General features: G+C 39.6%; 17 protein-coding genes and 1 pseudogene. 14 read left to right on the forward strand and 4 right to left on the reverse strand.

Translation table 11 applies throughout. From position 1 onward, the window contains the following. Window positions 1-47 precede the first annotated feature (47 nt). The 9 genes from ezrA (at window position 48) to R6U77_RS12095 (ending at window position 9933) form a co-directional block, all read left to right on the forward strand. Complete coding sequence (gene ezrA / locus R6U77_RS12055; RefSeq protein WP_319835823.1) at window positions 48-1748, forward strand: septation ring formation regulator EzrA; 1701 nt, start codon at window positions 48-50, stop codon at window positions 1746-1748. Window positions 1749-1960: 212 nt separating this feature from the next. Further along, a complete protein-coding gene (locus tag R6U77_RS12060) occupies window positions 1961-3121 on the forward strand; it encodes a cysteine desulfurase family protein (protein ID WP_319835824.1) in 1161 nt (386 codons plus the stop codon). Further along, window positions 3118-4326: a tRNA uracil 4-sulfurtransferase ThiI gene (thiI, locus tag R6U77_RS12065; protein WP_319835825.1), complete on the forward strand. Its 1209-nt coding sequence runs from the start codon at window positions 3118-3120 to the stop codon at window positions 4324-4326. Before R6U77_RS12060 ends, thiI begins: the two co-directional genes overlap by 4 nt. A gap of 143 nt (window positions 4327-4469) precedes the next feature. Further along, entirely contained in the window at window positions 4470-4679 is a 210-nt protein-coding gene (locus R6U77_RS12070) for an alpha/beta-type small acid-soluble spore protein (RefSeq protein WP_293928662.1), read from the forward strand. 233 nt (window positions 4680-4912) lie between these two features. Next, window positions 4913-6499 carry an acyl-CoA synthetase MbcS gene (mbcS, locus tag R6U77_RS12075; RefSeq protein WP_319835826.1) on the forward strand — a complete coding sequence of 529 codons (1587 nt, stop codon included), beginning with the start codon at window positions 4913-4915 and terminating at the stop codon, window positions 6497-6499. Window positions 6500-6712: 213 nt separating this feature from the next. After that, window positions 6713-7729, forward strand: coding sequence for a signal peptide peptidase SppA (gene sppA, locus R6U77_RS12080; RefSeq protein WP_293928665.1), 1017 nt, complete (start codon window positions 6713-6715; stop codon window positions 7727-7729). Window positions 7730-7741: 12 nt separating this feature from the next. Continuing rightward, window positions 7742-8266, forward strand: coding sequence for an RDD family protein (locus R6U77_RS12085; protein WP_319835827.1), 525 nt, complete (start codon window positions 7742-7744; stop codon window positions 8264-8266). 155 nt (window positions 8267-8421) lie between these two features. Continuing rightward, entirely contained in the window at window positions 8422-8928 is a 507-nt protein-coding gene (gene tpx / locus R6U77_RS12090) for a thiol peroxidase (protein ID WP_293928669.1), read from the forward strand. Window positions 8929-9003: 75 nt separating this feature from the next. Then, the gene (locus R6U77_RS12095; RefSeq protein WP_319835828.1) at window positions 9004-9933 is read left to right on the forward strand and encodes a class I SAM-dependent methyltransferase; all 930 of its coding nucleotides are present in this window, start codon (window positions 9004-9006) and stop codon (window positions 9931-9933) included. 43 nt (window positions 9934-9976) lie between these two features. Here the strand turns inward: R6U77_RS12095 and R6U77_RS12100 are convergent, their stop codons facing one another. Continuing rightward, the gene (locus R6U77_RS12100) at window positions 9977-10423 is read right to left on the reverse strand and encodes a universal stress protein (RefSeq protein WP_293928671.1); all 447 of its coding nucleotides are present in this window, start codon (window positions 10421-10423) and stop codon (window positions 9977-9979) included. A 287-nt stretch (window positions 10424-10710) separates the two neighbouring features. Here R6U77_RS12100 and ald point away from each other — a divergent pair, with 287 nt between their 5' ends. Next, complete coding sequence (gene ald / locus R6U77_RS12105) at window positions 10711-11835, forward strand: alanine dehydrogenase (protein WP_319835829.1); 1125 nt, start codon at window positions 10711-10713, stop codon at window positions 11833-11835. Beyond that, complete coding sequence (locus R6U77_RS12110) at window positions 11835-12602, forward strand: ABC transporter ATP-binding protein (RefSeq protein ID WP_319835830.1); 768 nt, start codon at window positions 11835-11837, stop codon at window positions 12600-12602. Before ald ends, R6U77_RS12110 begins: the two co-directional genes overlap by 1 nt. A gap of 173 nt (window positions 12603-12775) precedes the next feature. Here R6U77_RS12110 and R6U77_RS12115 read toward each other — a convergent pair whose 3' ends face one another. Further along, complete coding sequence (locus tag R6U77_RS12115; RefSeq protein WP_319835831.1) at window positions 12776-13864, reverse strand: M24 family metallopeptidase; 1089 nt, start codon at window positions 13862-13864, stop codon at window positions 12776-12778. Window positions 13865-13983: 119 nt separating this feature from the next. Here R6U77_RS12115 and R6U77_RS12120 point away from each other — a divergent pair. Further along, a pseudogene (locus tag R6U77_RS12120) lies at window positions 13984-14663 on the forward strand (metal-dependent hydrolase). 49 nt (window positions 14664-14712) lie between these two features. Here the strand turns inward: R6U77_RS12120 and R6U77_RS12125 are convergent. Beyond that, window positions 14713-15849, reverse strand: a complete 1137-nt coding sequence (locus R6U77_RS12125) for an amidohydrolase (RefSeq protein ID WP_319835832.1) — start codon at window positions 15847-15849, stop codon at window positions 14713-14715. A gap of 210 nt (window positions 15850-16059) precedes the next feature. Between R6U77_RS12125 and R6U77_RS12130 the strand changes: the two genes are divergently transcribed. Further along, window positions 16060-17367, forward strand: a complete 1308-nt coding sequence (locus R6U77_RS12130; RefSeq protein WP_319835833.1) for a DRTGG domain-containing protein — start codon at window positions 16060-16062, stop codon at window positions 17365-17367. Between the two features lie 261 nt (window positions 17368-17628). Here the strand turns inward: R6U77_RS12130 and R6U77_RS12135 are convergent, their stop codons facing one another. Further along, window positions 17629-17937: a YtpI family protein gene (locus tag R6U77_RS12135; RefSeq protein ID WP_293928683.1), complete on the reverse strand. Its 309-nt coding sequence runs from the start codon at window positions 17935-17937 to the stop codon at window positions 17629-17631. Between the two features lie 94 nt (window positions 17938-18031). Between R6U77_RS12135 and R6U77_RS12140 the strand changes: the two genes are divergently transcribed. Beyond that, window positions 18032-18973: a DHH family phosphoesterase gene (locus R6U77_RS12140; protein ID WP_293928685.1), complete on the forward strand. Its 942-nt coding sequence runs from the start codon at window positions 18032-18034 to the stop codon at window positions 18971-18973. Window positions 18974-18983 lie beyond the last annotated feature (10 nt).

The following is an 18983-nucleotide window of genomic DNA, read 5'->3' on the forward strand; positions in this document are numbered from 1 at the left end:
TATTATAAATAACTAGCCATTAGCAATTTTGGAACAGGGGGCTTACAGTGGAGTATATCATCATTGTTGTCGTCCTACTATTAGCATTATTAATTTTTGGTTTAATGATCAGGCGAAAACATAATGCTGAAATAGAGCGACTAGAAAAAGAAAAAATGCAAGTACAGCATTATCCTATATATGAAGAATTAACAAAAGTAAAAGCGCTGAATATGAACGGCCAAACAGAGGAAATGTTTGAAAACTGGCGCAATATGTGGTCAGAGGTAATCGATGTTCATGTTGTCAAAATGGATTCCATGTTATTCGATGCAGAAGAATATGTTGACCGTTTTAAATTTAAAAAAGCTTCCCAAATCGAACGTGAAATCGAAGAATATATTGTGAAATGTGAAACGATTAAGGTGAAAATTATTAAAGAGCTGGAAGAGTTGATTGGTAGCGAAGAGAAAAATCGTATTGAGGTGGAGCAACTAAAGGAATATCACCGCTCAGCACGCAAAACGATTTTAGCGCATCAATATTCCTTTGGTCCTGCATTAGAACAGCTTGAAAAACGATTGGAGCAATTTGTTCCAAAGTTTGAAGAGTTTGACCAATTGACAGCGGAAGGCAATTATTTGCAGGCTCGCGAAATTATTTTGACGTTAAACGGAGAAGCGCAGTCTATTTTTGCTTTATTAAGTGACATTCCAACATTGCTAACAGAAATTCAAACGAAAATTCCGACAGCTATTCAAGAATTACGCAACGGTCAGAAGGAGATGGAGGAGCAAAAGTATTATTTACGCCATCTTGAACTGACGGATTATTTAAATAAGCTTGAAGAGGAGCTTGTCACATTAAAGCAAGCTGTTGCTGATTTAAATTTAACAGAGGTCGCACCTCGCATTGACGAAATTAACGATGAAATTGATAATTTCTATGACTTGCTTGAAAAGGAAGTAGTCGCGAAAAAATTCGTTGACCGCCATTGCAATGCGATGAATGATACGATTCATGAAGTCGTGAAAGCAACGAAGGAAGTACATGACGAGGCGGCATACGTACAGCATAGCTATCGCTTACCAGATAAAGAGGCGGAAGTGCCAAAGCAATGCTTAAAGCAGCTTGAGGTTTTACAAAAGCGCTACGAGTTATTAGCGATTCGTGTAGAAGAGGAAAAATCGGCCTATTCTAGCTTACAGGAAGAATTGCAAGAAATTACAAATGAAATGGAACGCATTCAAGAGGAGCAAGAAAAATTCTCAAATATGTTGAAAAATTTACGTATTGATGAAAATAATGCACGTAAAGAGTTAGATGCGTTAAAAAAATTATTGCAAAATACAGAGCGAATGCTACATAAAGCGAATATTCCAGGGGTTCCTGAGGAAATGGATGCGCGCTTAGAAGAAGCAGAAGAGCACATTTTTATTGTGGTGCAAAGCTTGCAAGAAATTCCACTGAATATGGAAGCAGTACATAGCCATTTATTAAATGCGAAAAAATGTATTGAAGATGTACATGAACGTGCGGAAGAAATGATTACAAATGTCATGTTGATTGAACGAATGATTCAATATGGCAATCGCTACAGAGCGACGAATGCAACGGTGAATGCACGTTTAGCTGAAGCGGAGGAAGCATTCCATCAATTCCGCTATGTCAAGGCTTTAGAGGATGCTGCACATGCGGTAGAATCCATTGAACCTGGAGCAATTAAACGTATCGAGGCGCTAGTACAAGAAGAATTATTAATGAAATAGAGAGCTAATGAGAAATGTGAGCAATTGCATTTCTTATTAGCCTTTTTGTATTCTAATGGAAGCATTCCTTCTTAAGAAGTAAGGGTAGTCATTTATAGAAGTTTGCGTTATGATAAGTAACGGTAATTTTATTTGGTTGAATTAATATAAAGCTTAACAACTTAGCAAGTTAACCAAAGCGCAATTGATAATGAGAAAGTGTGTGACAAGTAATGAATTCCAATATAATTTATTTAGATAACAGCGCAACGACAAAGCCACATCCAGAGGTGCTGCAAACATTTTTACAAGTAAATGAGCAGTATTATGCTAATCCTGCATCCATTCATGAAGCAGGTGTTGAGGCGAATGCTTTATTAATGCGTGCACGTGAGCAAATTGCGGGTATTGTTGGAACAGAGGCGAAGCACGTTATTTTTACGGCTGGAGGTACAGAGTCGAATAATTTTGCGATTTTTGGTACAGCACAGGCAAATACGCATAAAGGTAAACATATTTTAACGACAAAAATTGAACATCCTTCCGTATTAGAGGCGGTCAAGCGTTTAGCGCAGGAGGGCTTTGAGGTCGAATATTTAGCGGTCAATGAGGTCGGGATTATTTCGCTTGATAAGCTACGTGAAAAAGTAAGACCAGACACGATTTTAGTAAGCATTATGCATGTGAATAATGAAATGGGGGCAATTCAGCCGATTGCAGAGGCTGCTGCGATTATTCATGCACAAAGCCGCGCACTGTTTCATGTAGATGCAGTACAAAGCTTTGGCAAAATCCCTGTGCGTTTTCATGATGAGCATGGTCCTGATTTAATTACGATTTCAGGTCATAAAATTCATGCACTAAAAGGATCAGGTGCATTGCTTCTTCGTAAAAAGCTAACAGTTGCCCCGTTTCTAGTTGGTGGTGGACAGGAATTTGGTCTGCGTAGCGGTACGGTCGCTGTGCCACAGGCGGTAGCCTTAGCGAAAGCAGCGCGTATGGCGATTGAGGCAATGCCTGAAAAACAGCTGCAATTTGAGAAATGGTCAAACGATTTACATGCCTTTTTACGCAAGTTTGGTCGAGATATCCATCTGTTATCATCAGAAGCTGGCGCGGCACATATCGTATCGTTTAGTGTCAACGGCTTAAAGGGAGAAGTATTGATTAATGCGCTGCAACAGCATGGAATTATCGTGTCGACATCGAGTGCTTGTTCATCAAAGCAAACGACGACAAGCCATGTTGTAGAGGCATTAAATGTGATACCGAGCTTTAAAAAAGGTGTGCTACGTGTAAGCTTTGGCGCACATACAACAGATGCACATATTGAGCAGTTTAAAAAAGTATTCACTGTTATTATGCGCGATTTAAAAGGAGAAAATAAAGAATGATTTTTAAAGAAATATTAATTCGTTATGGTGAGCTATCGACAAAAGGGCGCAATAAAAATGACTTTATTCGTCGTTTACGTGAAAATATTCGCTATTCTTTTACAGATATCTGGCCATTAAAAATTCGTGCTGAGCGCGATCGTATGTTTATTGAAATAGAAAATGATGAAAAGTATGAAGTGTTAATGCAGCGTTTGCCAGAGGTGTTTGGTATTCAATCATTTAGCCCTGTTGCGGCATGTGAAAAAGATATCGATGCAATGAAGCAATTAGCGATTGACATTATGGCACAGTATGGTGATAAACCGCTAACATTTAAAGTAGAAGTGCGCCGTACAGATAAGCATTTCCCATTTGATACGTATATGATTCAACGTGAACTAGGCGGCGCTGTACTGAGCAATCATCAAAATATTTCAGTGCAAGTGAAAAAGCCAGATGTAGAATTGCGTGTAGAGGTTCGCTATGATGCCATTTATATGATGGGACAAATTATTCCAGGTGCAGCAGGCATGCCTGTTGGCTCAAATGGCAAATCGCTATTAATGCTGTCAGGTGGTATTGATAGCCCTGTAGCAGGCTATTTAATGATGAAACGTGGTGTGCGTTTAGAGGCAATTCATTTTTATAGTCCGCCGTACACAAGTGAGCATTCTTTACAAAAAGTAAAGGATTTGGCCAATGAGCTAACGAAATTTGGAGCAAAAATTCGCTTGCATGTTATTCCATTCACAGAAATTCAAGTGTTGATTAAGGACCGTGTGCCTGAAAATATGACAATGACCGTTACGCGTCGTATGATGCTTCGCATTGCAGATAAAGTGCGCGAGGAAATTGGTGCATTAGCGATTGTAACAGGTGAAAGCCTAGGACAAGTTGCATCACAAACGCTAGAAAGCTTAACGGCAATTAATGCTGTAACGACAACGCCAATTTTACGTCCCTTGATTGCGATGGATAAGCTGGATATTATCCAAATTGCAGAGCGTATTAACACATATGAAACATCTGTGCAGCCTTATGAGGATTGCTGTACGATTTTCACACCAGCAAGACCGAAAACGAAGCCAAAAGCAGAGAAGGTTGCTTATTTTGAAAGCTTTACGGAGTTCGATGAGTTAATTGAGCGTGCTGTGAAAAATCGTGAGATGCATTTGTTACCAGCGAAAAAAGAAACCGTTGATAAATTCGCGGATTTATTATAATTAAGTATGGCGAGTGTGGACATTTTCACGCTCGCCATTATCTTTGGAAAAAGGTCATCGCTAGAAGAATATATTTCCTCTTTTTTGTGTGTATGAAAAATGTATCTTGGCACATTCTAATCTCACAAGGAGGTGACATCGAGATGACTTCAAACAACAACCGTAACTCAAACAAGCTTTACGTGCCAGGCGCACAACAAGCGATTGACCAAATGAAGTACGAAATCGCACAAGAATTTGGTGTACAACTTGGGCCTGAAGCTTCTTCACGCGCAAACGGTTCAGTAGGTGGCGAGATCACAAAACGTCTTGTTGCTATGGCTGAACAACAATTAAAAGGTACAAACCAATAACCTTTTAGAGCTACTTGCGTAAGTTATACTTGCGCAGTAGCTTTTTTAGTTTGTGTAAATGTAAATCAATTATGCTTTGACATAATTGTGTCCACATTTTTTGAAGTATGCTCGAAAAAATTGCCTAAGTCACGATAAATTATTAGATTTTTTTGAATAATCAAGCTCTTATTTGTATAATAAATGTAAGTGGGATATTTTCTCGCTACAGTATAGGAATAGGAGTGGATTCTGTGAAACGAGAAGATTTAATTGCGCCGCATGCTTATAATATTGTGGATGAAATTGAGAGACATGCAGTAGGGGATAAAAAGGCGTTAATTATTCAGCAAGAGGATGGACAGCAAGAGGAAATTACATATGTGGAACTAATCGCAAGAGCAAATCAGGTCGCCAATGTTTTTTATACACATGGCTTGCAAAAAGGTGATGTCATTCTTGTGATGCTACCTCGTTCAGTAGAAGCTTACATAACATATATAGGAGCATTAAAAGCAGGATTAGTCATTATACCAAGCTCAGAGCTATTGCGTGCAAAGGATATTGATTATCGTATTGAGCATGCGGAAGCAAAGGCGATTGTAGCAAACGAAAATTATATTGCTGAGCTTGATGAGGTGCAGCATTTAGATGGGTTAAAGCTTTTTGTTGTCGGTGAGGGGCAGGAGCCTTGGATTTCTTTTGTGAAAGAAATAGAGGCTGCTTCCAGTCAATTTGATGCACCAACTATTTTCTCAACGGATACCGCTTTTTTAGCCTATACAAGCGGCACAACAGGCAATCCGAAAGGCGCTGTTCATCAGCATAGCTGGGGCTATGCCCATTTGCGCACAACGGCAAGCAGCTGGTTAGGTGTGCGTGAAGGAGATATTGTATGGGCAACGGCAGCACCAGGCTGGCAAAAATGGATTTGGAGCCCGTTCTTAGCGGTGCTTGGAAGCGGCGCTACAGCCTTTGTTTATACAGGGAAATTTGACACTGCAAAATATTTAACATTGCTACAAAATATCGGCGTGAATGTTTTATGCTGTACACCGACAGAATATCGTATGATGGCAAAGGCAGAAAATTTAAGCAGCTATCATTTAGAAAAATTGCGCAGTGCAGTTTCGGCTGGCGAGCCATTAAATCGAGAAGTAATCGAAACATTTAAACGGGAATTTAATGTGGAAGTGCGAGATGGTTATGGTCAAACAGAAAATACATTGCTTGTAGGCACATTATTTGGCATGGAAGCACGTCCTGGTTCAATGGGGAAACCAACGCCAGGCAATATGGTAGAAATAGTAGATGAGTATGGTGAAATTGTAGAGCATGGTGTAGTAGGTGATATTGCTGTGCATAATTCTACGCCTGCATTGTTTAAAGGCTATTATAAAGATATAGAGCGCACACAAATGCAATTTCGTGGGGAATGGTTTATTACAGGAGATCAAGCGTATAAAGATGAAGATGGCTATCTTTGGTTCCAAGGGCGCAATGACGATATTATCGTGTCATCAGGCTATACAATTGGCCCATTTGAAGTAGAGGATGCGTTAGTGAAGCATCCAGCAGTGCGCGAATGTGCAGTAGTCGCAAGCCCAGACCCAGTGCGTGGAAATATTGTAAAAGCCTTTATCGTATTGCGTGATGAACAAATGAAGCATAGTCCAATGATTGTGTCAGAATTACAGGAGCATGTAAAAGCGTTAACAGCACCTTACAAATATCCACGAGCAATCGAATTTTTAGATGAACTACCAAAAACAGCATCAGGTAAAATTCGTCGTGTTGCATTGCGTAATAATGAGCAAAAAAAATCATTAGAACAACAATAACTATTGCTCAGGAAATAATGAATAGTAGATGATAGGAGCGATTTCCTGTCATCTTTTTATATGGATAAATTTGAAACCTTTCATAAGCACACACGTATAAAATAATATACATAACATCACAGTATTTCACATCCAAAGTGAAATAATATTGGCATAAAATACAAAAAAAGTTTATGCTATAAAGTGATGAAAAACATAAGAAGGAGTAAGAGAATGAATACAAAAAGATGGGTAGCTTTAATAGCTGCGGTGGTATTAATTGTATTTTCAATCGGTTTAAATGCAATGATGGCCATATTCAAAACAAATTTTTTCAATTCATTTGATGCTGTACTGCCAATGCCTGGAGATATAGTAATGAATGAAAGCGTAGTAGAGCCAGGCGATTTGGAGAAACGAATTGCACTTTTAACAGTGAATGGAACAATTCAAGATGTAGGCTCAGGTGATGTATGGACAAAAGTAGAATACGATCATCAAATGTTTATGAATCAATTGGATATCATTTTAGCGGATGAATCTGTGCAGGCAGTCGTGTTAGCTGTTAATTCACCAGGTGGTGGTGTTATTGAATCAGCAGCAATTCATGAGAAGCTACTGGAAATTAAAGAGCAACGACAAATTCCAATTTATGTATCAATGGGCACAATGGCCGCATCAGGTGGCTATTATATTGCTGCACCGAGCGATAAAATATTTGCGTTAAAAGAAACGATTACAGGGTCGATTGGTGTCATTATGCAAGGCATTAATTACTCAGAGCTAGCAGAAAAATTAGGTGTGAAATTTGAAACGATTAAATCAGGGCCACATAAAGATATGTTCGGGGGCTCCCGTGAAACTTCACCAGAGGAACGTGCAATGCTGCAAGAAATGATTGACGAAATGTATGAGGAATTCGTGGATGTTGTAGAGGCAGGCCGCGGCATGTCAGAGGCGGATGTTAAAAAAGTAGCGGATGGTCGTATTTTAGGTGGAACACAAGCGTTGAAAGCAGGCTTAGTAGACGAAATTGGGACATTAAATGATACAATTGCCGCTATTCGCGCCGATTATGATTTGCAAGATGCTGAGCTATTTGAATATACAAAAGAAGATGAAAGCCTTGCTGCAATATTTGGTATGAAAGTAGGCTCAATGTTTGGACCATCTGTTGAAGAACGCTTTTTAACACGTATTTTAACAACGCATAATGCACCGCGTGCAATGTACTTATATGGTGATTTTTAAGGAGGGGTAAAAATGCAATACGAACATACAGCTATCCCACCAACAACACAATATGTGCAGAAAACGGCAGGTTTTTGGCTGCGCTTATGGGCATTCATGATTGATGGGCTAATTATCAGCGCTGCTATCGGTATTTTAATTAACCCAATTTTTTATTTCATGGATTGGAGCTTAATGAAAACGCCGTGGTATGCACCGTTAGCCATTATTTCAACAGTCGTATATTTTAGCTATTTTGCGATTATGACGAGATTTTGGCAGCAAACAGTTGGCAAGATGATTTTTGGCTTGCGTGTTGTAAAGGTTGATGGTCAGCAGCTTGATTGGTTGACAGTTTTATTCCGTGAGGTGATTGGGCGCTTTATTAGCAATACGATTTTTTACTTACCGTATTTAGCGGTTGCTTTCTCACCAAAAAATCAAGGCTTGCTCGATTATATTGCAGATACAATTGTTGTACATGAACGCCTTTATACAGAGCAACAAACACAGCAAGCAGCGCCTGTACAACAGCCTGAAATTGAATATATGATTTAAGCTTTCATAATTCTAAGCTGTCCAAGTTGCAAAGCTTGCTACATATTTAGTAAAATGAAGGCATGATGAAGTGAACCTGCAAGCAATAGAGCTATACTGCTTGCAGGTTCACAAAAGGCTATGGCCTGTTCATACAGGATAAAGGAGGCGTTTTTGTGGCACAAGTAACATTTAAAAATGGTCCAGTAACATTATTAGGGAATGAAGTAAAAGTTGGGGATAAAGCACCTGATTTTACAGTGTTAGCAAACGATTTATCAGCGGTAACATTGAAGGATTCAGAAGGGAAAGTTCGATTATTTTCAGTCGTTCCTTCACTTGACACAGGTGTATGTGATGCACAAACGCGTAAATTTAACGAAGCGGCAGCAGAGCTAGGCGATAATGTTGTAATTTACACAGTGTCAATGGATTTACCATTTGCACAAAAACGCTGGTGTGGTGCAGCAGGTATTGATGCAGTACAAACAGTATCTGACCACCGTGATGCATCATTTGGTGAAGCGTATGGCGTACATATTAAAGAATTACGCCTATTAACACGTGCTGTATTCGTAGTAGATGCAGAAGGTACTGTAACGTATGTAGAATATGTACCAGAAGCGACGGACCACCCAAATTATGAAGCAGCAGTTGAAGCTGTAAAAGCATTAACAAAATAATTAATTGAACAAAACAGCCCACTCATTTTGCTGAGTGGGTTGTTTCCTTCATTATGGTTGTAGAAAGGGTTACTTATGGAAATGTTTGAACAAATTTTTATGCATATCAATGGTGAGGCAGAGAAGCGTGAAAAGGAGCAAGAGCAAACCTATTTAGATGCGCTACTTAGCACGCTAGAGGATACGCTTGATGGCGTGTTTTCTTGGCAAGTAGAAGGTGCGACAAAAGAGGAAATGCGTAAGGCGATTCAAATTGCCATTTTAAAAGGAATGCGCAAAGGCTCACAGCCCAATCACCAAATGACACCCGATACATTAGGGCTCTTAGTTAGCTATTTTGTTGAGCAATTTTTTGAAAAAGAATTAGAGAACGGAACAATTTCTGTACTTGATTTAGCTGTTGGTACAGGTAATTTATTATATACGATGATGAATGCGCAAGATGGCAAAATTCAAGCAACGGGCATCGAAGTGGATGAGCTTTTAATTCAATTAGCTGCAGCAACAGGCGATTTAATTGAGCAGCAAGTAACTTTATATCGTCAAGATGCACTTGATAACTTGTTAGTTGATCCAGTAGACGCAGTTGTTTGTGATTTACCTGTTGGCTATTATCCGAATGAAGAGGTTGCACTTGATTACGAGCTTTGTGCAGCGGAAGGGATGAGCTTTGCTCATTATTTATTTATAGAGCAGGCACTCCGTTATACGAAGGATGGCGGCTATTTATTTTTCTTAATTCCAGCGAATCTTTTTGAGGGAGAAGAAGCGAAAAAGCTGCATCATTATTTAAAGGCAAATGCTTGGATACAGGCCGTTATCCAATTACCAGAAACTTTATTTTCTGCAAAGGCACACGAAAAAAGCATCTTAATCTTGCAAAAGCAGCAAAAAGAATTGCGCGCACCTCGTGAAGTGCTGTTAGCAAAAGTACCGAATATGTCCAACAAACAAGCGTTAGCAATGTTTTTTGAAAAAGTGCAAATGTGGAAGGAAGGCAAATAGCTATAAAAAGCTGACGGAAAATATCTTTCCGTCAGCTTTTTCATCATTCTGGCGTACGAATTACTAGTACGTCACAGTTTGCAGAGCGAACGATTGCCTCAGATACAGAGCCAATTAGGAAGCGTTCTACTGCATTTAAACCTGTAGCACCACAAATGATTAAGTCTGCAGTGACAAGCTTCGATAATTCTTTTGTAATAATTGATTTTGGTGAGCCGTATTCGATTAACGTTTTTACGTTTTCAACGCCTGCCTCAAGCGCTTGCTGTTTATAACCATTTAATAGTTCTTCAGAAAATTTTTGAGCTCGTTCAGCGATTGAGCGATCGTATGCTTCTACAGCTGCAAATGAACGAGTGTCAATTACATTTACTAAGTGAAGTGTCGAACCGACATTACGTTTGGCAACATCTAGAGACTTGCGAAAAGCATATTCCGCTTCTTTTGAACCGTCTACTGCTACTACGATATTTTGGTAATGATTTGCCATAAATAACTCCCCTTTACATTGTGTATACTACTATTATAGCAAAAGTTTTAATTATGAGAATACTTATCGTATAAAATAGGTAAATAAAAGGATTTTTTGTGTCTAAAACAGCTTTTTTATCTACAATTCAGAAAATACATAAAAATTGGATGATTTGAAATTATGACTTTGATAGCTTTTTTGAAAAATTTCAGTTTGTTTTTCGAAAAAAAATTGATAGAATGAATGTGGATTTATGAGTAATTGTCAGCAATTACTTTGCCATATTGAAGAGGAGGAGAAAGTTTATGAAAATCGGGGTACCTAAGGAAATAAAAAACAATGAAAATCGCGTTGCAATGACACCAGCAGGCGTTGTTACACTAGTTCAAGCAGGACATGAAGTAATGATCGAGACAGGTGCTGGGGTAGGCTCTTCTTTCACAGATGCTGATTACGTAGCAGCTGGGGCTACAATTGTAGCAACAGCCGCTGAAGCGTGGAAAGCTGAAATGGTCATGAAGGTAAAAGAACCAATCGCAAGCGAATATGGTTATTTTTATGAAGGATTAATTTTATTCACATATTTACATTTAGCACCAGAGCCAGCTTTAACAGCTGCACTACTTGAAAAGAAAGTAGTAGGTATTGCTTACGAAACAGTACAATTACCGAACCGTTCTTTACCATTATTAACACCGATGAGTGAAGTAGCTGGTAAAATGGCGACACAAATTGGTGCACAATACTTAGAAAAAACAAACGGCGGTAAAGGTATTTTATTAGGCGGCGTTTCAGGCGTACAACGTGGTAAAGTAACTGTTATCGGTGGCGGTATCGCAGGTACAAATGCAGCGAAAATCGCAGTAGGCATGGGTGCAGATGTAACAGTAATCGATTTAAGCCCAGAGCGTCTACGTCAAGTAGAGGATATTTTTGGTCGCGATGTGCAAACATTAATTTCAAATCCATTTAACATTGCAGAATCAGTGAAAAACTCTGATTTAGTTATTGGGGCGGTATTAATTCCAGGAGCAAAAGCACCGAAGCTTGTGTCAGAGGAAATGATTAAATCAATGCAGCCTGGCTCAGTTGTAGTGGATATTGCGATTGACCAAGGTGGTATTTTTGCTACGAGCGACCGCGTAACGACACATGATGAGCCAACTTATGAGAAGCATGGTATCGTTCACTATGCTGTAGCAAATATGCCTGGTGCTGTACCACGTACATCAACAGTTGCATTAACAAACAACACGGTGCCATACGCATTACAAATTGCAAATAAAGGCTATGTACGCGCATGTAATGAAAATCCTGCTCTAAAATTAGGCATTAATACGATCGATGGTAAAATCGTGTATGAGGCAGTAGCTTTAGACCAAGGCTTAGCATACACACCTGTTGATGAAGTATTAAATTCATTAGCTTAATGATTCAACTTGAAAACGTTCTGTTGTATCGCAACGGCAAAACGATTTTGCAGGATATTAATTGGAAAGTACAGCGTGGAGAGCATTGGGCAATTTTAGGGCTAAATGGTAGTGGTAAAACAACGCTGCTAAAGGTCATCAATGGCTATCTTTGGTCAAATGAAGGCACTGTTCAAGTTTTAGGTGAAACTTATGGTAAAACGGATATGCGTGAAATACGTAAATCAATTGGCTGGGTAAGTGCCGCTATGATTGAGGAGTTTAACCGTTTAGACCCTGTAATTGAAATTGTGTTATCAGGTAAATTCGGTGCCATTCGTTTGTTTGAATCGGTGACAGAGGAGGAAATTCAAGAAGGTGCTAGCTTACTTGAACAATTCGGAATCCGTCATTTAGCGAATACATCGTTTGAGTTTTTATCACAAGGAGAGCGTCAACGTGTGCAAATTGCGCGTGCTTTAATGGCAAAGCCAAAGCTGTTAATTTTAGACGAGCCTTGTACAGGCTTAGATTTAATTGAACGTGAAAATTTGTTACATATCATTGCGCAAATTGCACAGCAAGAAGACGTAACATTAATTTATGTGACACACCATGTAGAGGAAATTCTGCCTTGCTTTAGCCATACTTTGCTAATGCGTGGTGGGCAAGTGTTTGCACAAGGCGAGCGAGTAAATCTTTTAACAGAACAATGCTTGAGTGACTTTTTCCAACATCCAGTCGCTGTCCAATTTGAAAAGCAGCGTGCATGGGTGGCTGTGAAATAAAGTGAGGCTACAGGAAAGGGGACTTTCCTGTAGCCTTTTCTAGTTCAAAAGTAATGATTCGCACATAAGAAGGCAGAATTCGCACGTAAGAACATGAAATTCGCCCGTAAGATACTCGCATTCATCAAAAGCTAAGGGACAACTCAAATTTTCGAGTTGTCCCTTGTTTTATCTTATAAAATTACAAGCTCTTTTGTAAATTTCGTTAATACTTCGACACCATTCTCTGTTACAACAACATCGTCCTCGATGCGTACACCTGTTACATCTGCTTTATAAACGCCCGGCTCGATTGTGAATACCATGCCTGGCTGTAAAGCAAGTGTGTTTGTGCCTGTTACAGAAGGGTACTCATGGACAGAGATACCTAAGCCGTGTCCTAAGCGGTGCGTGAAGTATTCGCCATAGCCAGCCTCTGTAATCGTGTCACGTGAAATTTTATCTAAATCACATGCGCGTACACCTGGTTTTACAGCTGCAACTGCACGCTCATTTGCTGCACGGACAGTGTTGTAAATATCCTTTTGCGCATCGCTTACTTCCCCGAAAGCTACTGTGCGGGTAATATCTGAGCAGTAGCCCTCATAAATAACACCTAAGTCAAATAAAATCATATCGCCGCGCTTAATTTTGCGGTCACCTGGTGTGCCATGCGGAGAAGCTGATTTTTCACCTGCTAATACCATCGTATCAAAGCTCATTGCATAGCCTTTTGCTTTAATTGCCGATTCAATGGCATTTAAAATTTCCATTTCTGTTTTACCTTCTTCAATTTCCTTACAGCCGACCTCTACTGCATAATCAGCTAATTTTGCTGCTTCACGCAATTTCACAAGCTCTGCTTCGTCTTTAATAACGCGCATTGCATTAATTTGGTCATCAAGACGCTCGAATGATGCAGTTGGGTAAATGCGTGAAAGTGCCTCTAAACGCTCTACTGTTAAGTGAGATTTTTCGATTGCTAACTTTGTAATTGCTGTGCCACTTTCTGCAATTTTCTTTGCTAAAACGTCCCAAGCATTGTCTGTATCCAAATGGCCAATCACATCATATGTCCAGCCAGCTGCCTTCGCATCAGGTACTTCCATTTGTGGACAAATTAAAAACGGCGCTGCCTCTTTAAAAACAACGACACCTAGTAAACGCTCATGCGGGTTGCTTTTGAAGTTTGAAAAATAAAAAACGTTGTCAGGTGTTGTAATAAAGGCTGCATCGATATTATGTTGCTGTAAATAATTTTGTAATTGTTGAATTTTGCTCATTTAATAGAACCTCCACGGTGTTGAATGTATTTACTTTAATAGCATATCAAAAAAGAGGGAATTTTGCAGATATAGAGAATATATTTTATGTAATGATTTTTTTGAAGGAGGCATTTACAATGCAAATTTCTTACCACGGACATTCTGTAGTAAAAATTATAACAAATGATACGACGATTTTAATTGATCCATTCATTCGAGGAAATGCTTCAACGGATTTGAAGGTGGAGGAGCAAAAGCCTGAGGTGATTTTGTTGACACATGGACATAATGACCATGTGGCGATACCGTCGAAATTGCCAAAGCAAACAATTCGTTAGTTGTTGCACCAAATGAATTAGCAGACTTTATTGGCTGGCAAGGTGTCAATGTCCATAATATGCATATTGGTGGTGCAAAGCAATTTGATTTTGGGAAAGTGAAGTTTACGCAAGCTTTCCATGGTTCATCCTATGTAACGGAAAACAATGAAATTATTTATACAGGTATGCCAAGCGGTATTTTATTTATGGCGGAAGGGCTGACGCTTTATCATGCGGGGGATACAGCGCTGTTCGGCGATATGAAATTAATCGGTGAGCGCCATCCAATCGATGTAGCCTTTTTACCAATTGGTGATAATTTTACGATGGGTCCAGAGGATGCAGCCTATGCGGTATCTTTATTGAAGCCTAAAATTGTCGTGCCGATTCATTACAATACATTTCCGCCGATTGCCCAAGACCCGCAAGTGTTTGCGGATTTAGTAGAAGGAGCAGAGGTGCAAATTTTACAGGCTGGGGATTATGTAAAGCTATAACGAGGGGGCTGTCTGAAAAGTTGGGGCCTTTTCAGACATGACCTATATTTTACTCGTATACGACAGCGCCATTCACATATGTTTGGTAAATCGTTGTGCGCAAATCGAATGGATCGCCATTCCAAATGACAAAATCGGCATCTTTGCCAGCTTCGATGGAGCCAACCTGTGATTCGATGCCTAAATGCTTTGCTGAATTAATCGTAATTGCTGCAAGTGCCTCGTCCTCTGTTAGCCCATGTTTAATAGCAAGAATGGCGCTTGTTAATAAATGCGTAATGCCGACAACTGGATGATCTGTCGTAATGGAAAATGGTACACCCGCCTCGCGTAATGCAATTAGCGTATGCCAGCCTTTATTGGCATTTTCATTTTTCGAGCGAGCTGACATTGTTGGTCCAACAGATACGCGAATATCGTGCTGTGCGATAAAATCAGCCATAAGGTGTCCCTCTGTACAATGCTCAATCGTCATATCGATATCGAATTCGCGTTTAATGCGTAGTGCTGTTGCAATATCATCTGCACGGTGCGCATGAATGCGAAGAGGTATTTCCTTTTTTAATACTTTCCCGATATTTTCTAACCCTAAATTTCGATCACAAGCACCTTGTTCATGCTTTTCTAAATAGTTTTGACCTGCGATGAGCATTTCACGTAGGCGTCCGGCAACGCCCATACGTGTTGTCGGCATTTTACCTTTTCCACCGTGCGTATTTTTAGGGTTTTCACCAGTTGCTGCTTTTAGACCAGAGGGGTTTTTGACAATCATTTCATCAACAACTGCTTTGGCAGCTGTTTTCACAATAACCATCTCACCACCGAGGACGTTTGCGCTTCCAGGCATAATTTGAACGGTTGTAACACCATTGCGTCTCGCATCTTCAAAGCCGATATCCTGCGGCTGGATGCCATCTAATGAACTAACCTCAGGTGTTGATTCAGAGCTAATTTCATTAAAGTCATGTCCCGCCTTACCAACACCCTCTGCATGAACCCCTAAATGTGTATGAACATCGATTAAGCCGGGCGTAATGATTTTGCCTTGTGCATCAATTGTTGAAGCATTGGCAGGTATTGAAGTGATTGTACCGATTTCTTTAAATTTCCCATTTTCAATGAGTAAATCTCCATGGATTGTTTCACCAGTACCTGTGCGAATTTGTGCATTTTTAATATGTAACATAAAAAATCCCTCCTATTTTTCAAGTATACTAAATATAAAAAGTGACGGGTATATAGTTGGCGAAATTATTTTTATTTTCGAAATTTTTTTAAGGTGAAAGCCTTTTGCTAAAACGGTTTCATTCAAGTAAAATACACTTTTTGTTTTGTATGCATTACTAAGAAATATGATACACTAGCTAGGAAGGAAGATAGGGAAATAGGTGATTGTATGTCAACGAAACATGAGAAGATTTTACAGTATATCGAATCATTGCCTGTAGGAGATAAAATTTCAGTTCGCCAAATTGCTAAGGAAATGCAGGTCAGTGAAGGAACTGCCTATCGTGCAATTAAAGAGGCGGAAAACCGACGACTTGTGAGCTCGATTGAGCGTGTTGGCACAATTCGTATTGAAAAAAAGAAAAAAGAAAACATTGAGCGTCTAACATTTGCAGAAATTGTCAACATTGTTGACGGGCAAGTGCTTGGTGGCAAAACAGGCTTACATAAAACATTGACGAAATTCGTTATTGGTGCAATGAAGCTAGATGACATGATGCGTTATACAGATGCAGGGAGCTTGCTTATTGTTGGGAATCGAACACAGGCGCATGAGCATGCTTTAAATGCAGGTGCAGCCGTATTAATTACGGGTGGCTTTGATACGACAGATGCTAATAAACAATTGGCAAACGAGCTAGAGCTACCAATTATTTCAACGAGCTACGATACATTTACCGTTGCTACGATGATTAATCGAGCAATTTACGACCAGCTGATTAAAAAGGATATTTTGCTGATTGAAGATATTTACGTACCGATTGAAGAAACAGCCGTTTTACAAAATGATCAAACATTGGCAGATTTTAGAGAGCAAAATCGCCGCACTTCACACGGGGCATTCCCTGTTGTGACAAGCCAGCAAAAGCTCGTTGGGATGATTACTGTAAAGGATGTCATCGGAAAAGAGGATACGGAGCTTATTGAAAAGGTGATGACGAAAAATCCGATTGCTGGCTCGATGAAAACGAGTGTGGCATCTGCTGGGCATCGCATGATTTGGGAAGGCATTGATTTATTACCGGTGATTAATGATGACGGCACATTACAAGGGGTCATTAGTCGTCAGGACGTTTTAAAGGCATTGCAGCTTGCACAGCGTCAGCCACATCAAGGTGAAACAATTGATGATTTAGTGAAAAATGAAATGAAGATGATTGATGATGAAGAGGTTGCGATAGAATTTACTGTAACACCTCAGATGACCAATCAATTCGGTGGTATTTCTTATGGTGCATTTACGACATTGCTTGCTGAAGCAGGTGCATTTGCCTTGAAAAAACGCAAGCGCGGTGAGGCGGTTACAGAAAATATGACCATTTATTTCATTAAGCCTGTACAGATGGAAAGCGTATTAACAGTGAAGCCGAGAATTTTAGATATGAGTAGGAAATTTGTGAAGATGGATTTTGAAGTATTTAGTGAAACGGTGTTAGTAGGAAAAGCGATGATGACATTCCAGCTACTAGAGCGTTAAAAATCAATTACGCCTTGGCGTAATTGCGTCGGGATTTTGATTGTGCTTGCATTTAGTAGAAGTTAACCTAAAAGCGTCACACACGCGCCAACGGTTTTGGGGCAACATGATGTTGCCAAAGGACGTGGCGCTCTTAGACTGAGTTCCTCTTTCTAAGTGAGTTTTTGGATGCCCACGCACTATCTATAGCGAAGGATGTTTTCTACTGAATCATAATAAAAGGCTATCGAAAGAAAGTTGCTTTTCCGATAGCCTCCTAAACTACTTATTGAGCTCATATTCTTCCTGTATATACTGACCTTCATGGCGAGCGCGTTTATAATTATTATACGCTAAGCCTGCGCCAACAAGGATAAATACGACAGCGACAATATAGCCAACAGTTGTTGGGTAGATGATGGTTGCATTTAATCCGAATGCAATAACAAAAACGCCAAGTGCAACACCCGCTTTAGCTGTATACCATTTTTTACGTATTGGCAGTGTTGAGCGGAATTGCTTTGTTTTATAATAAAAATAAAACACAAATGATACAACAATAAAGAAAACAAAAATAAAGTTTAATAACATTAGTGAACCTCCCGTAAAGCAAAGCTGTTATTATTGTACAAACTTTTGACGGAAAATGCGAACGGATTTCACTTGAATTGAGGAGGAAAACTATTTGAAACGTCAAATCATCGACACAATTGAGCAATATGAGACAATTATTATCCACCGCCATGTGCGACCAGACCCTGATGCTTATGGCTCACAGTTTGGTTTAAAGGAATTAATCAAGGCAAATTATCCTGAAAAAGAAGTATACGCTGTAGGAGAGCATGATCCATCGCTTACTTTTTTAGCGATGCCTGATGATATACAGGACGAGCTATTTAATGGTGCACTAGTCATTGTGACAGATACAGCAAATACCGAGCGTATAGACGATCAGCGTTATGCAAATGGAGAAAGACTTATCAAAATTGATCACCATCCAAATGATGATGCATATGGCGATTTATTATGGGTAGATACAAATGCAAGCTCTGTTAGTGAAATGATTTATGCGTTTTATGAGGAAGGGAAGGCTTATAAAAATTGGCTTCTTCCTGATGCAGCAGCTCGTTTATTGTTTGCTGGTATTGTAGGGGACACAGGTAGATTTTTATTTTCAAGCTCAACGGTTAAAACATTCGAAACAGCTGCACAGCTAATCCAGTATGACTTTGATCGCAACGAAGTGTTTGATGGCATGTACGAAATGGAGCCGCATTTATTGCAGCTACAAGGCTATTTTTATCAATATTTTGAAATGGATGAAAATGGAGCCGCATCGCTAAAGATTACAAAGGATATATTGCAGCAATATGGTGTAACAGCGTCTGAAACCTCTCTATTAGTAGGCTCGTTAGGAAATGTGAAAGGCATTTGCGCATGGGTAATCTTTATTGAGGAAGGTGACACAATTCGTGTGCGCTTACGATCAAAAGGACCTGTTATTAATAAGCTAGCTAAAAAATATAATGGTGGAGGCCATCCGTTAGCATCCGGTGCTTCTGCAGCCTCATGGGAGGAAGCAGAGCAAGTTGTAGCGGATTTACAGGAGCTTTGTAAGAATTATTAATGTAGGAGGG

The sequence above is a fragment of the Lysinibacillus louembei genome (assembly GCF_033880585.1).
GTDB classification, from domain to species: Bacteria; Bacillota; Bacilli; order Bacillales_A; family Planococcaceae; genus Metasolibacillus; species Metasolibacillus louembei.

What these genes read in the sequence shown, in the direction of transcription:
- thiI (WP_319835825.1), top strand. Translation starts at nt 3,118, where the DNA reads ATGATTTTTAAAGAAATATTAATTCGTTATGGTGAGCTATCGACAAAA.
- R6U77_RS12130 (WP_319835833.1), top strand. Translation starts at nt 16,060, where the DNA reads ATGTCAACGAAACATGAGAAGATTTTACAGTATATCGAATCATTGCCT.
- R6U77_RS12125 (WP_319835832.1), bottom strand. Translation starts at nt 15,849, where the DNA reads ATGTTACATATTAAAAATGCACAAATTCGCACAGGTACTGGTGAAACA.
- sppA (WP_293928665.1), top strand. Translation starts at nt 6,713, where the DNA reads ATGAATACAAAAAGATGGGTAGCTTTAATAGCTGCGGTGGTATTAATT.
- R6U77_RS12085 (WP_319835827.1), top strand. Translation starts at nt 7,742, where the DNA reads ATGCAATACGAACATACAGCTATCCCACCAACAACACAATATGTGCAG.
- R6U77_RS12135 (WP_293928683.1), bottom strand. Translation starts at nt 17,937, where the DNA reads ATGTTATTAAACTTTATTTTTGTTTTCTTTATTGTTGTATCATTTGTG.
- ald (WP_319835829.1), top strand. Translation starts at nt 10,711, where the DNA reads ATGAAAATCGGGGTACCTAAGGAAATAAAAAACAATGAAAATCGCGTT.
- R6U77_RS12100 (WP_293928671.1), bottom strand. Translation starts at nt 10,423, where the DNA reads ATGGCAAATCATTACCAAAATATCGTAGTAGCAGTAGACGGTTCAAAA.
- R6U77_RS12110 (WP_319835830.1), top strand. Translation starts at nt 11,835, where the DNA reads ATGATTCAACTTGAAAACGTTCTGTTGTATCGCAACGGCAAAACGATT.
- R6U77_RS12115 (WP_319835831.1), bottom strand. Translation starts at nt 13,864, where the DNA reads ATGAGCAAAATTCAACAATTACAAAATTATTTACAGCAACATAATATC.
- R6U77_RS12095 (WP_319835828.1), top strand. Translation starts at nt 9,004, where the DNA reads ATGGAAATGTTTGAACAAATTTTTATGCATATCAATGGTGAGGCAGAG.
- R6U77_RS12060 (WP_319835824.1), top strand. Translation starts at nt 1,961, where the DNA reads ATGAATTCCAATATAATTTATTTAGATAACAGCGCAACGACAAAGCCA.
- R6U77_RS12070 (WP_293928662.1), top strand. Translation starts at nt 4,470, where the DNA reads ATGACTTCAAACAACAACCGTAACTCAAACAAGCTTTACGTGCCAGGC.